The sequence below is a fragment of the Nisaea denitrificans DSM 18348 genome, assembly GCF_000426505.1.
GTDB lineage: Bacteria > Pseudomonadota > Alphaproteobacteria > Thalassobaculales > Thalassobaculaceae > Nisaea > Nisaea denitrificans.
This window is the reverse complement of the sequence record NZ_AUFM01000011.1, coordinates 1,289,475-1,308,055: the sequence shown is the minus strand read 5'-3', so window position 1 is coordinate 1,308,055 and position 18,581 is coordinate 1,289,475. Positions and strand designations below refer to the sequence as shown.

The 18,581-nt window shown below is 63.1% G+C and carries 20 protein-coding genes and 1 tRNA gene; 11 read left to right on the top strand and 10 right to left on the bottom strand.

Annotation, left to right across the window (positions count from 1 at the left end):
* Window positions 1-38 precede the first annotated feature (38 nt).
* Together K328_RS0107105 and K328_RS0107100 are read left to right on the top strand one after the other, a co-directional pair.
* Window positions 39-956, top strand: a complete 918-nt coding sequence (locus tag K328_RS0107105) for a pseudouridine-5'-phosphate glycosidase (protein WP_342665265.1) — start codon at window positions 39-41, stop codon at window positions 954-956.
* A gap of 100 nt (window positions 957-1,056) precedes the next feature.
* Window positions 1,057-1,284, top strand: a complete 228-nt coding sequence (locus K328_RS0107100) for a hypothetical protein (protein ID WP_036553222.1) — start codon at window positions 1,057-1,059, stop codon at window positions 1,282-1,284.
* An 18-nt stretch (window positions 1,285-1,302) separates the two neighbouring features.
* Here K328_RS0107100 and K328_RS0107095 read toward each other — a convergent pair whose 3' ends face one another.
* Entirely contained in the window at window positions 1,303-1,998 is a 696-nt protein-coding gene (locus K328_RS0107095; RefSeq protein ID WP_028465382.1) for an NnrU family protein, read from the bottom strand.
* Window positions 1,999-2,107: 109 nt separating this feature from the next.
* Between K328_RS0107095 and K328_RS26850 the strand changes: the two genes are divergently transcribed.
* Window positions 2,108-2,377 carry a DUF3253 domain-containing protein gene (locus K328_RS26850; protein WP_028465381.1) on the top strand — a complete coding sequence of 90 codons (270 nt, stop codon included), beginning with the start codon at window positions 2,108-2,110 and terminating at the stop codon, window positions 2,375-2,377.
* A 16-nt stretch (window positions 2,378-2,393) separates the two neighbouring features.
* On the opposite strand, the gene folD is transcribed toward K328_RS26850, so the two are convergent.
* Genes folD through K328_RS0107075 form a run of 3 tightly spaced genes read right to left on the bottom strand, consistent with a single transcriptional unit; the run spans window position 2,394 to window position 3,944 of the window.
* The gene (gene folD / locus K328_RS0107085; protein WP_028465380.1) at window positions 2,394-3,290 is read right to left on the bottom strand and encodes a bifunctional methylenetetrahydrofolate dehydrogenase/methenyltetrahydrofolate cyclohydrolase FolD; all 897 of its coding nucleotides are present in this window, start codon (window positions 3,288-3,290) and stop codon (window positions 2,394-2,396) included.
* Between the two features lie 32 nt (window positions 3,291-3,322).
* The gene (locus tag K328_RS0107080) at window positions 3,323-3,652 is read right to left on the bottom strand and encodes a DUF167 family protein (protein ID WP_028465379.1); all 330 of its coding nucleotides are present in this window, start codon (window positions 3,650-3,652) and stop codon (window positions 3,323-3,325) included.
* 13 nt (window positions 3,653-3,665) lie between these two features.
* A complete protein-coding gene (locus K328_RS0107075; RefSeq protein WP_028465378.1) occupies window positions 3,666-3,944 on the bottom strand; it encodes a YggT family protein in 279 nt (92 codons plus the stop codon).
* A 220-nt stretch (window positions 3,945-4,164) separates the two neighbouring features.
* Between K328_RS0107075 and K328_RS0107070 the strand changes: the two genes are divergently transcribed.
* Window positions 4,165-4,240, top strand: a tRNA-Ala gene (locus K328_RS0107070).
* A gap of 82 nt (window positions 4,241-4,322) precedes the next feature.
* Here the strand turns inward: K328_RS0107070 and K328_RS0107065 are convergent.
* Window positions 4,323-4,562: a hypothetical protein gene (locus tag K328_RS0107065; RefSeq protein WP_028465377.1), complete on the bottom strand. Its 240-nt coding sequence runs from the start codon at window positions 4,560-4,562 to the stop codon at window positions 4,323-4,325.
* Between the two features lie 119 nt (window positions 4,563-4,681).
* Between K328_RS0107065 and K328_RS0107060 the strand changes: the two genes are divergently transcribed.
* From K328_RS0107060 to K328_RS0107030, 7 genes are all read left to right on the top strand, one after another.
* A complete protein-coding gene (locus K328_RS0107060; protein ID WP_028465376.1) occupies window positions 4,682-5,851 on the top strand; it encodes an MHYT domain-containing protein in 1,170 nt (389 codons plus the stop codon).
* A gap of 177 nt (window positions 5,852-6,028) precedes the next feature.
* Window positions 6,029-6,892, top strand: coding sequence for an FAD binding domain-containing protein (locus K328_RS0107055; RefSeq protein ID WP_028465375.1), 864 nt, complete (start codon window positions 6,029-6,031; stop codon window positions 6,890-6,892).
* Window positions 6,893-6,906: 14 nt separating this feature from the next.
* Entirely contained in the window at window positions 6,907-7,401 is a 495-nt protein-coding gene (locus K328_RS0107050; RefSeq protein ID WP_028465374.1) for a (2Fe-2S)-binding protein, read from the top strand.
* Complete coding sequence (locus tag K328_RS0107045) at window positions 7,398-9,818, top strand: aerobic carbon-monoxide dehydrogenase large subunit (protein WP_028465373.1); 2,421 nt, start codon at window positions 7,398-7,400, stop codon at window positions 9,816-9,818. The genes K328_RS0107050 and K328_RS0107045 overlap by 4 nt, the downstream gene beginning before the upstream one ends.
* Window positions 9,819-9,876: 58 nt before the next feature.
* Window positions 9,877-10,761, top strand: a complete 885-nt coding sequence (locus tag K328_RS0107040) for an AAA family ATPase (protein ID WP_028465372.1) — start codon at window positions 9,877-9,879, stop codon at window positions 10,759-10,761.
* 2 nt (window positions 10,762-10,763) lie between these two features.
* Window positions 10,764-11,978 (top strand): vWA domain-containing protein, encoded by a 1,215-nt coding sequence (locus K328_RS0107035; RefSeq protein ID WP_051284611.1) that lies wholly within the window; start codon window positions 10,764-10,766, stop codon window positions 11,976-11,978.
* A 12-nt stretch (window positions 11,979-11,990) separates the two neighbouring features.
* Window positions 11,991-12,824 carry an XdhC family protein gene (locus K328_RS0107030; RefSeq protein ID WP_036553221.1) on the top strand — a complete coding sequence of 278 codons (834 nt, stop codon included), beginning with the start codon at window positions 11,991-11,993 and terminating at the stop codon, window positions 12,822-12,824.
* Window positions 12,825-13,145: 321 nt separating this feature from the next.
* Here the strand turns inward: K328_RS0107030 and chrA are convergent, their stop codons facing one another.
* From chrA to K328_RS0107005, 5 genes are all read right to left on the bottom strand, one after another.
* Window positions 13,146-14,450 carry a chromate efflux transporter gene (chrA, locus tag K328_RS0107025; protein ID WP_028465369.1) on the bottom strand — a complete coding sequence of 435 codons (1,305 nt, stop codon included), beginning with the start codon at window positions 14,448-14,450 and terminating at the stop codon, window positions 13,146-13,148.
* Between the two features lie 4 nt (window positions 14,451-14,454).
* Window positions 14,455-15,273: a chromate resistance protein ChrB domain-containing protein gene (locus K328_RS0107020; RefSeq protein ID WP_028465368.1), complete on the bottom strand. Its 819-nt coding sequence runs from the start codon at window positions 15,271-15,273 to the stop codon at window positions 14,455-14,457.
* Window positions 15,274-15,396: 123 nt separating this feature from the next.
* Complete coding sequence (locus K328_RS0107015) at window positions 15,397-16,497, bottom strand: mandelate racemase/muconate lactonizing enzyme family protein (protein WP_028465367.1); 1,101 nt, start codon at window positions 16,495-16,497, stop codon at window positions 15,397-15,399.
* Between the two features lie 61 nt (window positions 16,498-16,558).
* Window positions 16,559-18,064, bottom strand: coding sequence for a tripartite tricarboxylate transporter permease (locus K328_RS0107010; protein ID WP_028465366.1), 1,506 nt, complete (start codon window positions 18,062-18,064; stop codon window positions 16,559-16,561).
* Window positions 18,065-18,085: 21 nt separating this feature from the next.
* A complete protein-coding gene (locus K328_RS0107005) occupies window positions 18,086-18,574 on the bottom strand; it encodes a tripartite tricarboxylate transporter TctB family protein (protein ID WP_028465365.1) in 489 nt (162 codons plus the stop codon).
* Window positions 18,575-18,581: the final 7 nt, after the last annotated feature.

The following is an 18,581-nucleotide window of genomic DNA, read 5'->3' as shown; positions in this document are numbered from 1 at the left end:
GATCCCGGATCGGGTCCGGGATGACGAAGGGAGAGATTGTGACCGGTTTAATCTTCTCAGAAGAGGTTGAAACGGCCTTGTCCGACGGCCGTCCCGTCGTCGCGCTTGAAAGCACCATTCTCACTCACGGCCTGCCGAAACCGGACAATCTCCATATTGGCCAGGAGATCGAGGCGGAAATCCGCAGCGCGGGAGCTGTGCCCGCGACTATCGCCGTGCTGGACGGGACCGCTCGTATAGGACTGTCGACACCGGATCTGGTTCGGCTTTGTTCCATGGACGATGCGGTGAAGCTCTCCCGCCGCGATCTTGGTGTGGCGCTCTCTAAGAGCTGGACCGGCGGGACCACGGTCGCCGCCACCATGATCCTCGCTACCAGGGCCGGGATCGAGGTCTTTGCGACCGGCGGGATCGGCGGTGTGCATCGCGGGGCCGAACTGGATTTCGATATTTCCGCCGATCTGGATGAGTTGGCCCGAACTCCGGTGATGGTGGTCTCGGCCGGAGCGAAATCCATTCTCGATCTGCCGAAAACACTGGAGGTCCTGGAAACGAAAGGCGTGCCGGTGATTGGCTATGGCACAGACGAATTCCCGGCCTTCTTCTGCCGCGCCAGCGGGTTGCGTGTGCCGCTGCGCCTCGACAGCCCCGAAGAGATTGCCGCCGCCTGGCGTGCCGGACGGGATCTGGGCCTCGATACCGGCATGCTGATCGCCAACCCGGTGCTGGAAGAGCATGCCCTCGACCGGGCGACAATGGAGCGGATCATCGACGACGCCCTGTTCGAGGCGAAACGGACCGGCGCATCGGGCAAACAGGTGACGCCGTATCTTCTGTCGCAGATCCGGGCCGCGACCGGCGGCGCCAGCTTGACGACGAATATCGCGCTGGTTCGGGCCAATGCCCGTCTCGGTGCGGGAATTGCGGTCGCGCTCGGCACGCCGCGACAAAACTGACCAGCGTCAAAATCGCACATTGCTGCGACGCAGCATTTTCGATTAGGCAAGTGGCCTGACGGCGATAAGCCGAAATGGCCACCTATCGAGGATTTTGATAATGCTGAACCTTTTCTACTCTGTTCCGTTCGTCGGCTGGATGGTTCGTGATTTGCGAACGGGAGGCGAGTCGGTCTTCACCTATTTCCTCATCAATTGCGGGCTGCTCTGGATCCTGTCGGCGGTCCTGTTCGGCTATCCGGGGATCATCATTCCGGCGCTTTGCGCCGTGCCGGTGATGTTCACGCTCCTGCTCCTGCTGACGCGTGGCAAATACGAGGTCGGGTGATCGGGCCGGAAGCCATGTTTACATCGGTATAGCGCTCACTCCTACGATATAGGGGTGGGCGCCATGCAGCACAGCCCAAAGCACGAGCCCGCCGCCGAAGCGAAGCCAGCCGATACCCTTCCAGTCGAGCTTTGTCCGGCCTTCAAGGATTGCCCGGAACGGCAGCACGGAGGTGGTTAGCTCAAACGGTGCCCATTTGGCGCCGAACTCGGCCCGCTTCTTGGTGTCGATCTTGACCATGCCGCCGAAAGCCAGCACGGCCATGCCGCCGAACAGCAGCATTGAGGCGGCATCGCCGCGCACGGTCAGGTGCGCCAGCGCCCAGAGGCCGATGGCCATCATGACCGGGTGGCGGGTCACCGTCAGGATGCCGCGCACCAGATGGGGGTCGTCGAAATCCTCTTCGGCCATCATGGCTGTCGGGCTGAACGGATTGTAGCCGCAGACCAGCAGGATCGCGGCGAGCGGCATCACGACATTCGGGATCCAGCGGGTCCAGAGCGGCGGCTCCCAGACCGTGACATAGGGCGCATCGCCGTAGGCGAGAACCATCCAGACCATGGCAACGCCGGCGGCGAGGGAGAACAGGCCGCGGAACCGGTTGGTGCCGATCTGTTCGATCAGGGCCAAGCGGATGCTCGGCCAGCCGAGCAGGAAATGCCCGCCGACAAAGGCCACGACGGCGGCGAAGAGTGCGTCCAGGCTTCCAGTCATACCGCTCCCCAAAGCAGTTGTTCTCCGCGGCGCCCGACTCTTGAGGTGGACGGGTAGCCGGTTTCAGGTCATCACAGGCCATATAAGTGTAGCCGGTCGGGAAGCAAAGATGGATGACGAAAGCCTGAAAAAACTGATGCGGGAGATGCTTGGCTCCGCTGTGGGAGACGGTCGGCTGTCCCCGAACCAGATTGGCGCGGCGGCGGGCGGCGATCCGGGTGGACCGAAACCGGCCTGGCGGGCGCTGTTACGGCAAATTGAGCGGGTCGCCGTGGTGCTGGAGGCCGAGGGCGTGCTGGTGGCACTGCGGAAAGGGAAGCCAGTTCCGCTGGCCGAGGCGAAGGGCGTGATCCGCTACGCGGCCAAACCCAATACCTGAGCCAACAAGGTCCGAATCAGAGTGCCGGCATATCCCAGCCGCGGCGGCGGCAGGCAGCTTCAACTGTATTGCGGAGCAGACAGGCAATGGTCATCGGGCCGACGCCTCCCGGCACCGGGGTGATGGCGCCTGCGACTTCGGAGGCGCTGGCGAAATCGACATCGCCGACCAGCCGGGTCTTGCCCTCGCCTTTCTCAGGCGCGTCGATCCGGTTGATGCCGACGTCGATCACGGTCGCGCCCGGCTTCACCCAGTCTCCCTTGACCATCTCCGGACGCCCGACGGCAGCCACCAGAATATCGGCCCGGCGGCATTCCGCTGGCAGGTCCTTTGTCCGGGAATGGGTAACAGTGACGGTGCAGCTCTCGCGCAGGAGCAGGGCGGCCATCGGCTTGCCGACAATGTTGGAGCGACCGACGATGACGGCATGTTTGCCGGTCAGGTCGCCCAACTGGTCGCGCAGCAGCAGCAAGCAGCCGAGCGGGGTGCAGGGCACCAGCGCATCGCCGCCGGTGGCCAGACGGCCGGCATTGATCACGTGGAAGCCGTCGACGTCCTTTTCCGGCGCGATAGTGTCGAGTACGGCCTGGGCATCAATATGATCGGGCAGGGGAAGCTGCACCAGGATGCCATCAACTGCCGGATCGGCATTCAGGTCGGCGATCAGTTTCAGCAGAGTATCCTGACTGGTCGATGCGTCGAGCTTGTGCTCGAACGAGGCCATGCCGCTCTCGATCGTCTGCTTGCCTTTGTTGCGGACATAGACCTGGCTCGCCGGGTCTTCGCCCACCAACACCACGGCAAGGCCGGGGACGGCGCCGTGTTTGGATTTCAGATCCGCGATGGCGGCGCCGATGCGGTCCCGCAGCCCGGCCGCGAAGGCTTTTCCGTCGATCAGTGCGGCAGTGCCCATGGGGTGTTTCCCTCTATTGCCCGAACTCTCTATTAGCCGGGCGCTTGTTGCGCGAGCCAGTCTTCCAATTGTGCCGCGAGGGCCGCTCCGTCTCCGGCGATCAGCAGGGTCTTGCGCCGCTGCGTCGCGCCGGACCGGACATCAATGCTGCTTTTCGGAAGCTTCCAGCTTTTCGACAGCATTTTGATCAGGGCCTTGTTGGCGCGGCCATTCTCCGGAACGGAGGTGACCGTGGCTGTCAGCCATGCGACCTGTTCAGCATCCATCGCGACACCGCCGATGGCATCACGCGATGCATTGGGCGTCAGGCGGACATGTAAACGCAGCCCTTCCGCAACCGTCTCGAAGGGCCATGCGGTCATCAGGTGCGGAGTCCTAGCCGAAATATTCCCACATCAGGCTGCGTAGAAAACTCAAGCCCAGGACCAGGACAATCGGCGAGATATCAAGGCCGCCGAGGTTAGGCAGGACGTTCCGGATCGGGCGCAGCAGCGGCTCGGTCACGCGATAGAGGAAATCCATCACAAGATAGACAAACCGGTTCTGCGAATTGATCACGTTGAACTGCACCAGCCATCCCATAATGATGAAGATGAAAAGCGCGTAAATATAGAGCTGGATGACTGTACTAACGAGATTCAGCAACGACAGCATGTGCGAGTTTCCGTCCTTCAGGGATGTTCGGCGCCACGGACCGTACCGTCCGGCTGCGCGATGGGCAAGCGCTTGGCGCTGCTGATTTTAACCCTGCTTATATGGGAGGGGTAGAGCCATATGCAAAGCCCTGGATCAGAGGTGCTTTGCCCTTGCAATGAATTGTTGCTTCTTTTATCTGTCTGCATCGCGCCGGAGCACGTGATTGCCCGGCTTCGGTGGGGCCGTAGCTCAGCTGGGAGAGCGTCGCGTTCGCAATGCGAAGGTCGGGAGTTCGATCCTCCTCGGCTCCACCAAAATCTCCCCCCAATTCATTTCAGTATTTTTCGGGTTTGAGCCCGGGCACGTATGCACCCGGGTTCGTTAGAATTTGGCGTGTCACAAACCATCGACCATCAGCCTGGCGAGCCCCGCGCAGATCGCCAATACCCGACCGATGCTCCAGTGCCATCGCAGCAACAGAAACCCATTCAGTGCGGTGAGCACCGCCACGCGCCAGTCGAATGTTGCAAGCTCGGGCTGCCAAAGCGTGAAGGGGCCGATTTCCTGCCTCGTGACTTCCCCGAACATCACATGCAGGCCAAACCAGAGCGACAGGTTCAGGATTACGCCGACCACCGCTGCGGTGAGTGCCGCTCGCCTTCCTTAAATGCGTCGATGTTTGTTACACTGAATGAGTGAACGAAGAAGCTGGTAAACCGGCTCGATTTAGGGAGGAGTTTGCGGGTGGTGGCGAAATGATCGTCTCATATGATCCGCTTCTGGTTGTGGCGTCGGTGGCGGTCGCGGCGATGGCGTCCTTTACCGGGCTGCGGCTGCTGATCGGATTGCGCCATGTTGACAGTGCGACCCGCAAGGCACAGCTCGCGAAAGCGGCGATGGCGATCGGCGGCGGGATCTGGTCGATGCATTTCGTCGGCATGCTGGCCCTGCGCCTGCCGGTGCCGGTGGCCTACGACCTGCTCTATACGCTCGGCTCCGTGCTGATCGCGATCCTGATCACGGGCGCAGGCCTTGCCCTGATGCATCTGGGCACCCGTTCGCTTTCCAAGACCGTTGCGGCGGGAACTCTCATCGGATGCGGCATCGTGGCGATGCATTATGTGGGCATGGAGGCCCTGACGGGGAGCTGCATCGTCAGCTACAGCCCGTTCGGCTTCGTGCTGCCGACCATGATTGCGGTCCTGTCCTCGACCTGTGCGCTGGCGCTCGCTTACAAGAAGCGCACCCTGATGCAGCTCAGTCTGGGCGCGCTGGTGCTGGGGGTCACGATATCCAGCATGCACTATTCGGCCATGGCATCTACCGCCTTCAGCCGTACCGCGACCACCATACTGGTGGAGGGCCCGATGCTGCCCGATACCTATCTGGCCTTGGTGGTCGCGGTCGCCGCCTTTGTCGTCTGCGGTTTGTTCCTGCTTTCCGCGCTTCCGATGGACGGCCCTCTCCCGGTCCGCGATACGACGGCGCCGGAAACGGACGAGACGAGAGAAGACGCTTCCGCTCTTGCCGGCCTGTCTGCATCCGACGAGGTCGCGGCGCAACAGGCCCGCCCGATGCCGACCGGACCGCTCGGCCGGATCCGTATTCCTTATGAACGCAACAACACGACCTACTTCCTGACTCCGGACAACATCCGGTCCATCAGGGCCGACGGTCACTACACCGAGATCTATGACGGCGCGGCGCATGTCTTCTGCCCGTGGTCACTGTCCAAGCTGGAAGGGGTGCTGAAAGGCACCGCCTTCCTGCGCACGCACCGGAGCTTCCTGCTCAATATGGAGCATGCGGCGGGTTTCGAGCGGCAGAAGGACAAGGCCTTCGTGCTGGTCGCCGGGCAGAGCCGCGAGGCGATACCGGTCAGCCGGTCCCATATGGGCGACGTGCGCAAGGCGCTGGGACTGTAACCCCGCCGTCAGTAGCCGCTGCAGTTCGTGCAGCTATTTCGCCATTCGTGCAAGTGAGGCGCCCGGGGCGCATAGCCATCTGTGCATCCGCCGCCGTGTATTCATGCTGTCCCTCAAGTGCCGGCAAACCGGCAACGAGGCCAATAGAGCCGCAGTCCTTGAGGGAGGGTAGCCACAATGATCCCAGGATCATTCGAATATCATCGCCCGGAATCCGTCGACGGTGCCATCGCCTTGCTGAACGAGCATGGTGACGAGGCGCGCCTGCTCGCGGGCGGTCACAGTCTGATACCGATGATGAAATTGCGCATGGCGGTGCCGTCGCACATCGTCGACCTGCAGGCCATCGATAGTCTGCATGGCATCTCGGAAGAGGGAGGCGAGCTCGTCATTGGCGCGCTGACAACCCAGCACGAGGTGTTGACCTCCGACCTGCTCGCGGCCAAATGTCCGATCATCCCGGAAGCGGCGGCGCTGATCGCCGATCCGCAGGTGCGCTATTGCGGCACGATCGGGGGCAATGTCGCGAACGGTGATCCCGGCAATGACATGCCGGCGATCATGCAGGCGCTCGGCGCGCGGTTCCGTGCGGTTGGCCCTAACGGCAGCCGGGACATCGCCGCCCGGGACTATTACGAAGCCGCCTACTTCACCGAACTCGAGGAAAACGAGGTTTTGACCCAGATCCGGATTCCGACTCCGGCCGTGGGCCACGGCTCCGCCTACGAGAAACAGAAGCGCAAGATCGGTGACTACGCGACAGCCGCGGCCGCCGTTATCCTGACCGTGGAAAGCGGGCGCTGTATCTCGGCATCGATCGCGCTCACCAATGTAGCGTCGACGCCGCTCTATGCGGAAGCGGCGGCAGGCGCGCTCGTCGGAACTGATCTCGGGGCGGACGCAGTCGACACGGCGGTGCGCCTCGCCGAGGAGATCACTGAACCCACGAGCGATGGACGAGGGCCGGCCGATTTCCGGACCCATGTCGCCGGTATCATGGTGCGCCGGGCTATCGCCCGCGCCCAGAAGAACGCCGGTTGAGGGAGAGCCGACTGATGTCAAAGATGCATGTCAAAATGAACGTCAACGGCGCCGAGGTCGAAGGCCTCGCCGAGCCGCGCACCCTGCTGATCCATTTCCTGCGCGAGCAGCTTAGCCTTACCGGCCCGCATATCGGCTGCGAGACCAGCCATTGCGGCGCCTGTACCGTCGATCTGAATGGCAAGTCGGTGAAATCCTGCACCGTCTTCGTCGCCCAGTCGAACGGCGCGGAGGTGACCACGATCGAGGGTATTGCGAATGCCGACGGCACCCTGCACGCGCTGCAGGAAGCCTTCCGCGAGCATCACGGCCTGCAATGTGGCTTCTGCACCCCGGGCATGATCACGAGAGCATACAGGCTGCTGCAGGAAAACCCGAACCCGAGCGAGGAGGAAATCCGCTACGGCATCTCCGGAAATCTCTGCCGCTGCACCGGTTACCAAAACATCGTCAAGGCCATCCAGGCCGCGTCGGACGAGTTGAACGCGAGCAAGGAGGCTGCGCAATGAACGCCGAAGTCGCCAGCGTCGAGGAACGTAAACAGAACCTGAAAGGCATGGGCACCTCCCGCCGCAGGGTCGAGGATGCCCGCTTCGTGCAGGGCAAGGGAAACTATGTCGACGACATCAAGTTGCCGGGCATGCTGTTCGGCGATTTCGTCCGCTCGCCATATGCCCATGCCCGTATCAAGTCGGTGAACAAGGAAGCGGCGCTGGCCGTGCCGGGGGTCAAGGCGGTGCTCACCGCGGATGACCTGAAGCCGGTCAATCTCGCATGGATGCCGACGCTCGCCGGTGACGTGCAGATGGTGCTCGCCGACGGCAAGGTCCTGTTCCAGGGCCAGGAAGTGGCCTTCGTCGTCGCCGACGACCGTTATGCGGCGTCCGATGCGGCCGAGCTGGTCGAGGTCGAGTACGAGGAACTGCCGGTTCTGGTCGATCCGTTCAAGGCGATGGACGCCGATGCACCGGTCCTGCGCGAGGATCTCGAAGGCAAGACCGAAGGGGCGCACGGGCCCCGCCGTCACCACAACCATATCTTCACCTGGGAAGTCGGCGATCAGGACGGCACCGAAAGGGCACTGGCCGATGCCGAAATCGTGGCCAAGGAGAAGATCACCTACCAGCGTGTCCATCCTTGCCCGCTGGAGACCGCTGGCTGCGTCGCTAGCATGGACAAGGTAAACGGCCATCTCACCCTCTGGGGTACCTTCCAGGCGCCGCATGCGGTGCGTACCGTGGCCTCGCTGATCTCCACAATTCCGGAGCACAAGATCCGCGTGATCTCACCGGATATCGGCGGCGGCTTCGGCAACAAGGTCGGCGTCTATCCCGGCTATATCTGCTCCGTCGTCGCCTCGATCGTGCTCGGCGTCCCGGTGAAGTGGATCGAGGACCGGATCGAGAACCTGCAATCGACGGCCTTTGCCCGCGACTACCACATGACGGGGGAAATATCCGCGACCAGGGATGGGCGGATCACCGGGCTCAAGTGCCACGTGCTCGCGGACCATGGCGGCTTCGACGCCTGCGCGGACCCGACCAAGTTCCCGGCCGGTTTCTTCAACATCTGCACCGGCTCCTACGATATCCCCGTCGCCCACGTATCGGTCGACGGCGTCTATACCAACAAGGCGCCGGGCGGCGTCGCGTACAGGTGTTCCTTCCGGGTGACGGAGGCATCCTATTTCATCGAGCGGATGATGGATGTGCTCGCCCGCAAGCTGGAGATGGATCCGGCGGAGCTCAGGATAAAGAACTTCATCAAGAAAGAGCAGTTCCCATACACCTCGGCGCTCGGCTGGGAGTACGACAGCGGCGACTACCATACCGCGATGGAAAAGGCGCTGGAGACGGTCAAGTACAAGGCGCTCCGGGACGAGCAGAAAGCCAACCGCGAGGCCTTCGCGCGCGGCGAGACCCGCTCCCTGGTGGGGGTCGGCGTCGGGTTCTTCACCGAGATCGTCGGTGCTGGTCCGATCAAGAACTGCGACATTCTCGGGCTCGGGATGTTCGACAGCTGCGAGATCCGGGTGCATCCGACCGGCAGCGCGATTGCCCGGCTCGGGACCATAAGCCAGGGGCAGGGTCATGCTACGACCTTCGCCCAGATCCTGGCCTCCGAGATCGGCATCCCTGCGGACCAGATCACGGTCGAGGAAGGCGATACGGACACCGCGCCTTATGGCCTCGGGACCTACGGTTCCCGCTCGACGCCGGTCGCCGGCGCGGCGACGGCGATGGCGGGCCGGAAGATCAAGGCCAAGGCGCAGATGATCGCCGCCTGGCTGCTCGAGGTGCATGACGACGACGTCGAGTTCGACGTCGACCGGTTCGTGGTCAAGGGCGCGCCGGAACGTTTCAAGACCATGGCCGAAGTCGCTTTCGCCGCCTACAACAACGTCCCGCCGGGTCTGGAGCCGGGTCTGGAGGCCGTCAGCTACTACGATCCGCCGAACATGACCTATCCCTTCGGGGCCTATGTCTGCGTCGTCGACATCGACGTCGATACCGGTGTGACCGACATCCGCCGCTTCTACGCGCTGGACGATTGCGGCACCCGGATCAATCCGATGATCATCGAGGGACAGGTGCATGGCGGCCTGACGGAAGCCCTTGCCATCGCCATGGGCCAGGAGATCTCCTACGACGAAATGGGGAACGTGAAGGGCGCGAGCCTGATGGACTTCTTCCTGCCGACGGCGGTTGAAACGCCGGTCTGGGAGACCGATTTCACCGTCACGCCGTCGCCGCACCACCCGATCGGTGCGAAGGGTGTCGGGGAGTCGCCGAATGTCGGCGGCGTCTCGGCTTTCTCCAACGCCGTCAACGATGCCTTCGCCCATCTCGGTCTAACCCACACGCAAATGCCGCATGATCACTGGCGGGTGTGGAAGACGGCCGAGCGGCTCGGCATCACGGCCTAGAAACCCACCTCCGGGCCGGGCGGCAACCCATGCGTCGTCCGGTCCGGGTTTTCAAACCATGAGAGATTACAAAGAGCTACAGGCAAAACTCGCAGAAGCCGGTTACATCGCGGAGGAAAGCCTCGCGATGGCGCTGACGCTTGCGACCGAGATTCACCGTCCGCTGCTGCTGGAGGGCGAGGCGGGCGTCGGCAAGACCGACATCGCGCGGGCGCTGGCGAAGCTGCTCGGCACCCGGCTGATCCGGTTGCAGTGCTACGAAGGGCTGGATGCGAACGCGACGCTCTACGAGTGGAACTATCAGCGCCAGCTGCTGTCCATCCGGGCCCGCGAGGCAACCGAAGGGGCGGACTCTGCAGAGACCCTGGAGAACCATATTTTCTCCGAGGAATACCTCCTGCGGCGACCGCTGCTGGAAGCGATCAGCCAGCTCGAGCCGCCGGTCCTGCTGATCGACGAGATCGACCGCGCGGACGAGGAGTTCGAGGCCTTTCTGCTGGAACTGCTGGCCGACTATCAGGTGACGATCCCGGAACTTGGCACCATCGAAGCGGTCTCGATCCCGCATGTGGTCCTGACCTCGAACGGCACCCGGGCGCTCTCCGACGCGCTCCGCCGGCGCTGCCTCTATTCCTGGGTCGATTATCCGGACGCGGAGAAGGAGCGGGCTATCCTTGCCGCGCGGATGCCGGAGATCGACGACGAACTCGCACGGCGGATCGTCGGCTTCGTGCAGCAACTCCGCCGCGAGGAGCTGGAGAAGGTGCCAGGCATTGCCGAGACGCTGGACTGGGCGACGGCGCTTGTTGGTCTCAAGGTGGAGAAACTCGAGGACAATCTCGATCTCCTGCAGGCGAGCCTCATCTGTTTGCTGAAGACAGAGGCGGACCAGCGCGCGATCGCACCGGAAGTTACCCAACGCCTGATGGGAAAGGTCGCGTGACGATGGCGGAGCCCGGCGAGAATGGCGCCCTGCCGGAGCCCCCGGGACCGCGGGAGCGGATGCGGGGCTTCATCGCCCATCTCCGGCTGAACGGCTTCACTCTCGGTCCGTCTGAGACGGCCCTGTCGCTCGACATCGTCAGGCGCCTCGACAGGCCGACACCGGACGGCGTACAGGCGGCGCTCAAGGTCGCGCTTTGCGGCAACCGGGAGGACTGGGAGCGGTTCGACACGCTGTTCCGGGCCTATTGGTTCGGCGAGGGTGTGAGGCGCGCGAATATCCTGCGGGGGGAGAATACCAGCACGCCGAAACGGGCACGCCCGGCGCTCTGGGACAAGGTGCTGCCGCCGGAAGATCGGGCAGGGCGTCCGATCGGCGGGGCGGCGCAGGCGACAAACGCCAGCGACGGCGAGGAGGATGCGGAAGCTCCCTCCGCGCCGCACCGGATTGCCGCCGACCGGCGTGACAGCCTGTTCAAGACCGATCTGCGCGAGATCTCGGCGAAAGAGGATATCGCCGAGGCGGAACGGGTGGCGGAGAGTTTGGCGAGCGCGATGCGGTACCGTCTCAGCCGACGCCGCAAGCCTTCTGCACGGGGGCGCGGTCTCGACCTCCGGCGCACCATCCGGCGCAACATCGCCCATGGAGGCGAGCCGGTGGATCTGCTGAAACGGACGCGGCCGGACCGTCCCGTGCGCATCGTGATACTGCTCGACGTTTCCGGCTCGATGAAGCTCTACAGCCGGTATTTCCTGCTCTTCGTACGCGGCCTGCTCTGCCGCTGGATGCGGGCCGACGCCTACCTTTTCCATACCCGTCTCGTTCGGGTGACTGACGCACTTACCGACAAGGACCCGTTCCGGGCGCTGGCGAAGCTCTCTCTGATGATTGAAGGCTTCGGCGGCGGCACACGGATTGCCGGCGCGCTTGAGGATTTCAACACGCGCTACGCCAAGCAGGCGATCGACAGCCGGACCGTCGTGGTGATCCTGAGCGACGGCTACGATACCGAAGCGCCGGAGCATCTGGCGCGAGAACTGAAGCGGCTCAAAACCCGCGCGCGCCGCATCGTCTGGCTCAATCCGCTGCTCGGCTGGAAGGACTACGAACCTGTGGCGCGGGGCATGGCGGCGGCGCTGCCCCATATCGATCATTTTTCCGCTGCGAACAGCCTCCAGGCGCTGGCCGCGCTCGAGCCCGAGCTGGCGGCCTTATAGGGAGACGGAGGAATGGAACGGCAGCACGATGACGTTTTCACCACGATCGCGGCCCTGATGGAGGCGGAGGCGGAGTTCTGCGTTGCGACCGTGGTGCGGACCGAGAACGCGACCAGCGCCAAGGCCGGGGCGAAGGCGGTGGTGCTCGCGGACGGGACGATCAAGGGATTTCTCGGCGGCGGCTGCGTGCAGGGCGCCGTGCGCCGCTCCGCGGAAGCGGTGCTCGACGCGGGGGAGCCCCGCCTGATCCGGGTGAAGCCCGGCGACGAGGTGGTCGAGCGGCTCGACCGCGACGGTGTTGAGCTGCACAAGAGCGGCTGTCCGAGCGGCGGTACCGTCGACATCTTCATCGAACCGATGCGACAGGCGCCGCGGCTGGTGATCTGCGGCGGCTCTTCGGTCGCGACCGTTCTCGCGCGGCTCGCCGTTACCCTCGGCTACCGGGTGACGGCGGCGGCGCTGGCAGAAGATCTCGCCGGATTCACCGTCGATGTGGTGCGACACGAGGGGTTCGAGTTCGAAGCGTTGGATCTGGCGGCGCGCGACTTCGTCGTTGTCGCGACGCAGGGCAAGCGCGACCGCGAAGCACTCGCGGGGGCGCTCGACAGCGGTGCCGGTTTCGTCTCCTTCGTCGGCAGCCGTCGCAAGGCGAACGTAATGCGCACACACTTGGCGGAGCGCGGACTGCCGGAGGCACGATTGGAAGCGCTCAAGGCTCCGGCGGGACTCGACATCAACGCCATCGAGCCGGAGGAAATCGCGCTTTCCATCATGGCGGAGCTGGTTGCGGTCCGCCGTCAGCGCGCCCGCGACAGCGCGGAAAACAACGGGAGGGCAACGGCATGAAGCGACGTCTCGGCAGAGCGGTCGGACGGATCCGTGCCTTGTTGCGGCGCGCGATCGAACAGGCCTCGGCCATAGTGCCTGTCTGTTGCTGAGCTAAAACTTTGCGGCAATCAGATTTCTAGTAACATATTGAAAAATATATATTTCGGGAATTCATGGAACACTAAAGAACCTTGGGAAACAAAATATCTTGGCGTTCGCAAAGCGAAGGTCGGGAGTTCGATCCTCCTCGGCTCCACCAAAATATCCCCAAGTCATTTCAGTATTTCTCGGGTTTGAACCCGGGCACGTATGCACCCGGGTCCGTTAGAATTCAGTGTGTCACAGACCGTCCACCATCAGCCAGGCGAGTCCTGCGCAGATCGCCAGTACCCGGCCGATGCCCCAGTGCCATCGCAGCAACATCAGACCGCTCAGAGCGGCCAGTACCGCTACGCGCCAGTCAAATGTTGCAAGCTCGGGTTGCCAGAGCGTGAACGGGCCGATTTCCTGCCGTGTAACTGTTCCGAACATCACATGCAGGCCGAACCAGAGCGACAGGTTCAGGATCACGCCGACCACCGCTGCGGTAATGGCCGAAAGCGCGCCTTTGAGGCGTGGCTGGGCCGAAATCCAGTCGATATAGGGAGCGCCGGCGAAAATCCAGAGGAAGCAGGGCACGAAGGTGACCCAGAGCGTAAGGGCCGCCCCGGCTATTCCGAGCATGATGCCGCCGTCACGATAGGCGGCGAGGAAGCCGACGAACTCCGTCACCAGGATGAGTGGGCCGGGCGTGGTCTCGGCGAGACCGAGGCCGTCCATCATTTCGCCCGCGTTAAGCCAGCCGAAGGTGCCGACCACGTCCTGTGCCATATAGGCCAGCACGGCATAGGCGCCGCCGAACGTGACCACCGCGAGCTTGGAGAAGAACAGGCCAAGATCGGTCAGGACCGGAAACCCGGAGAATTGGGCGACGAGCAACACCGGAAGCCACCAGATAACGAGCCAGACGGTAACCGTCAGCATGGTTCCGCCGAACGAGCGGCCAATCGGCGCGGCAGTGGTATCCGACGCTGAGGCCGAGCCGCTTGCCGCCCAGCCCCAGAGGGCTGCGGCGCCAACGATGAGCGGGTAGGGCAGATCGAGGATGAAGATCCCTGCGAAGGCCAGGCCGGCAACGATCCAGTCACCGCGCCCGCGCAGCGCCCGTTTCGAGACCCGCAGCAAAGCTTCGACGACGATCAGAAGAACCGCCGATTTTACCCCGAGGAACAGGCTGTCGATCAGCGGCACCTGACCGAACAGGGCATAGATTGCCGCTAGGGCAAGGATCAGCACGGCCCCTGGTATGACGAAAAGCAGGCCGCCAATCAGGCCGCCGGCTATGCCGCGAAGACGCCAGCCGGCATAGGTGGCGATCTGCATGGCTTCGGGGCCCGGCAGTAGCATGCAGAAGCTCAGAGCATTCAGATACTGTTGCTCGGTGAGCCATTTCAGCTCCTCCACCAGCAGCCGGTGCATCAGGGCTATTTGCGCTGCCGGACCGCCGAAGGACAGCAGGCCGATTTTCAGGAAGACCTGGAACAGGGTACCGAGCGACGGGGCATTGCGCGCCGCCGCGACGGTTTCGGTATATGTGTCGGTCATGGCTTCAGGCCTTCACCTTCGCGGTCGGCCAGTCATGTCCCTCATCGACCGCGTCCCGGCACCACCGGTAGAAGGCATCGTAGAGCGTCATGCCTGCTTCAAGCTGGCGCAGGTCGTCCCGGTACATGCGCGACAGGCCAAGTGACGCGGCAAGCAGCCCGGCGGCCTGCGGTGCCAGATCGTGGCGATCGGTATCCGCAGCGCGAACGATAGTTGCCAGCAGTTTCAGCGGTTCCGTTTCAAGGCCGAATTCCGAGACCATCGTGTCGAAGCTGCACTCTTCGCCGCGATGGCTCCAGAACACACCTTCGACATCGAACGGGGTGGCCCCAAACCTGTCGGCGACGTCCATTACTTCGGCCGGGGAAACGAAAAGAAAACGTGCCGAGGGATCGACGAAACGGCGAATAAGCCAGGGGCAGGCAAGCCGGTCGACTTTCGGGCGATGGCGCGTGACCCAGAGAGTTTCGCCGGATTTCCTGCGTGGCGGTATGGACACTGCCGGGACCGCCGGTTGTCCGGCCTCGTGCCAGGCTACGACACCGCCGTCCAGGCTTTCGGCGGCAATTCCGCTGGTTCGGAGAAGGGCTGCTGCCCCCTGGCCGAGTTTGTGGCCTTTCCGGCAGACGACGACCACCCTGTGGTCCTGAAGCCGGGGCACCAGCGCTTCAATGTCGTTAAACGGATGCCTGAATGACCCAGGTATGAGACGCGGGTCGGCGTTGAAATCATCATCGACGCAGACGTCGACGACGACCGGTGCTTCTGGCGTGCCGATAAGGCGGGCGAGTTTGGAAACTGTAATTATATCTGGTGACGGCATGGCGCGTCCTCCCAAAATGCGGGTTCAAAGGACGCGAAACTTGGGCTGTCGCCTCACGAGGCGCTCGCGAGCCCCATACGATGAAAATGCGAGAAGGGCCCGCGGCTGTCAAGGATGTCGGGATCAGTAAATACGGGCGGCCAGAAGAGTGTCCTCGTCCATCGTGATCCCGAGGCCTGGCGCATCAGGTACGGTCAGATAGCCGTCCCTTGGCACAGAAGTCGATCCGCTGATGCAGCGGATGATCGACTCATGGCCTTCATGATATTCCATCGCTCCATGCTCCAGAGCGCCCGCCATCAGGTGCAGATTGATGAAATCCCAGCCGCCTGCCGGGCAGACCTCCCGGTTGTGGCGGCCGGCGAGGCGGATGACGTCGAGAGCTTTGCTGAAGCCGCCGGCGAAGACGGCGTTCGGCTGGATGACGGAGACGCCGCCCTGCCGGATAAGTTGCTCAAACCGGTATTCCGACTGCTCCATCTGTCCGGCGCCGACGGGACAGTCGATTTCGCCGGTGAGTTCCGCCAGTCGGCGCGGATCGTTGTCGCGCAGGGGTTCTTCCAGCCAAGAAAAGCGGGCATCCGAGACCGCATAGGCTAAATTGCGGGCGGTGAGGAGATCGAACCCGCAATTGGCGTCTGCGATGAGATCGGCATCCGGGCCGATGGCCTCGCGGACGGCGAGAATGCGTTCCGCGTCCTCCTGCCAGGGGCGGCCTTTGGCTGCGATGACGATCTTCACACCGGCTGCACCGGCCTTGATAGCGAGTGAGGAAGCTGCCTGCAGGGCGTCGATGTCGAGATGGGGCAAGCCGCAGGTGACATGCACAGGAACGCGGCTGCGCTTGCCGCCGAGCAGGGCGGCAATGCTTTTCCCGGCAGCCTGGGCCCGGATGTCCGTAAAGGCGATTTCAAGAGCGGAGAGGGCGGAGATGACCACGCCTGTCATGGCACGAGGATTGAAACGCCGTTCGATGGTTGCCATGAGATCCGGTCCGAGGGGATCTTCCCCGGTAATCGCTTCAGACAGCGCGTGATTCAGGAAATGGGAGACCTCGGCGGCGAGGAAGCGTCCCGTGAAGCCATTACCTGAAATGCCTTCATCTGTATCAATGCAGCAGCGGAGGAAGACCGGACCGTCTGTCCCGGCATAGGTTGCCCTGCTTTCCTGCTCGCCTGCTGCAACCGGGCGGTGGACGCTGGCCTGTATCCGGGTAATGCGCATCTGGGGGCCTCATGGTCTGATATGCATCGGGGCGGCCGAAGCCGCCCCGAGACGATAATGTTTAGCTCTGGACCGCGTCAGCAGCCTTGCGTTCCTGCCTTTTGGTTCGGAACAGAGTGACCAAGGGCCAGATCATCGAGGTCAGTGTCAGGACCAGGAAGGTCACCACAATCGGTCGCTCAAGGAAGTGGAACCAGTTGTGGTCGAAGATGATCAGGGACTGCTTAAGGCTGTTTTCTACGAGCTCGCCGAGGATCAGCCCCATGATGATCGGGGCCGCGGAGAAGCCGTAGCGCTTCAGCACGAAGCCGAACAGGCCGGCCAGCACCATGATCCAGACATCCATGATCGACTGGTCCATGGCATAAGCACCGATGGAGGCGAGCACGAAAACGGCGGGCCAGAGGAACTCGGTCGGGATCAGGGTGACGCGTGCGAACAGTTTGGCACCGGCGAAGCCAAAGGCGGCGAAGGCGAAGTTCGCGATCAGCATCGACAGGAAGATGGCGTAAAGCAGGGTCGGTGTCTCGGTGAAGAGATGCGGTCCGGGCCGCAGGCCATGCGCCAGCAGCGCGCCGAGGATGATCGCCGTAGTGGCGCTGCCGGGAATGCCGAGCGCCAGGGTCGGCACCATGGCAGCCCCGGTCGCGGCGTTATTGGCGGCTTCCGGACCGGCAATGCCGCGGAGATCGCCCTTGCCGAACTGGCTCTTGTCCTTGGCCCAACGCTTTGCCTCGTTGTAGCCGATCATGGCTGCAACGGTGCCGCCCTCGGCCGGAAGTAGACCGATGAAGGAGCCGATACCGCAGGACCGGCAGATCGTGCCGAAGCAGTGCTTGAAATCGGCCCAGCCGGGCAGCTTCACCGCATCGAAGATGGCACGCACCCGGCCTTCCTTAAGCTTGGACGCCTGCGTCAGGAACTCACAGCCGGCGAACAGGCCGATCATCACCGGAATGAAGTGAATGCCTTCCGACAGCTCCCAGTAGCCGAAGGTGAAGCGGTCCACGCCAGTGGTGAAATCCATGCCGATCGTGGCGAGCAGAACGCCAAAGGCACCGCCGATCAGGTTCTTCAGGGCTGACTCGCCGCTGATCGTCGCCAGCATTGAAAGGCCGAAAAGAGACAGGGCGAAATATTCGGGAGGGCCGAAATTATAGGCGACCCGAGAGAGCAGGGGGGCCGCCACGATGAGCACGACGACGCTGAAGATCCCGCCGATCACGCTGCTGACCGCGGCCATGCCGAGAGCCATGCCGGCTTGTCCTCTCTGGGCGAGGGGATAGCCGTCGAACGCTGTCGCCGCTGCGGGTGGTGCACCCGGGGCATTGACGAGGATCGCTGTGATCGATCCGCCGAACGTTCCGGCGCAATAAAGCGCACTCAACAGGGAAATCGCCGGGATCGGATCCATGGTCAGTGTGAATGGCAACAGCAGTGCCGTGGCCATCGTGGAACTCAGGCCGGGCATGGCGCCGACCAGAACGCCGCCTATGGTCCCGATCAGGATAACCGTGATCAGGTAGGGATCAGAAAAGGCCACAAGGGCGGTGAGAAACGCATTCATCAGTTCGAACCAATCTGAACGCTAGAAACCGAGAATGCCGGCATCGAAATGCACGCCGAGCCCAAAGGCGAACAGCGCGTAAATCGCTCCGGGGAAGAGCACTGCAAACGGAATGACCGCGTGCCAGCGCCGCTCGCCCCAGATCACGGGCATGAAGAAACAGAACAACGCCATGGCAAGGATGAAGCCGATGGCCTCGAAGGCGACCACGAAAGCAAGCATCATGGCGGCAGTCATGGCGACCATTGCCGGCACCGACTTGCCCGGACGTGAATCCTTGCGGAACGAGATCACCATGAGGGCGAGCGCAAGGACGGCAATCACCGAGATCACCAGGCGGGGGAAGGTTGCCGGTTGCACGTTCTGGGCGACAGCGGCCGGAGCGTCGGCGAAGCTGAGGGTGATCCAGTAGGCGACCGCGCAAAGGACCACGGTACAGAAACCGATGACCATATCACGCGGAAACCGGGCTGCTGGTGCAGCCCGGTCAACGGAGGGTTTGCTTGACATAGTGTCC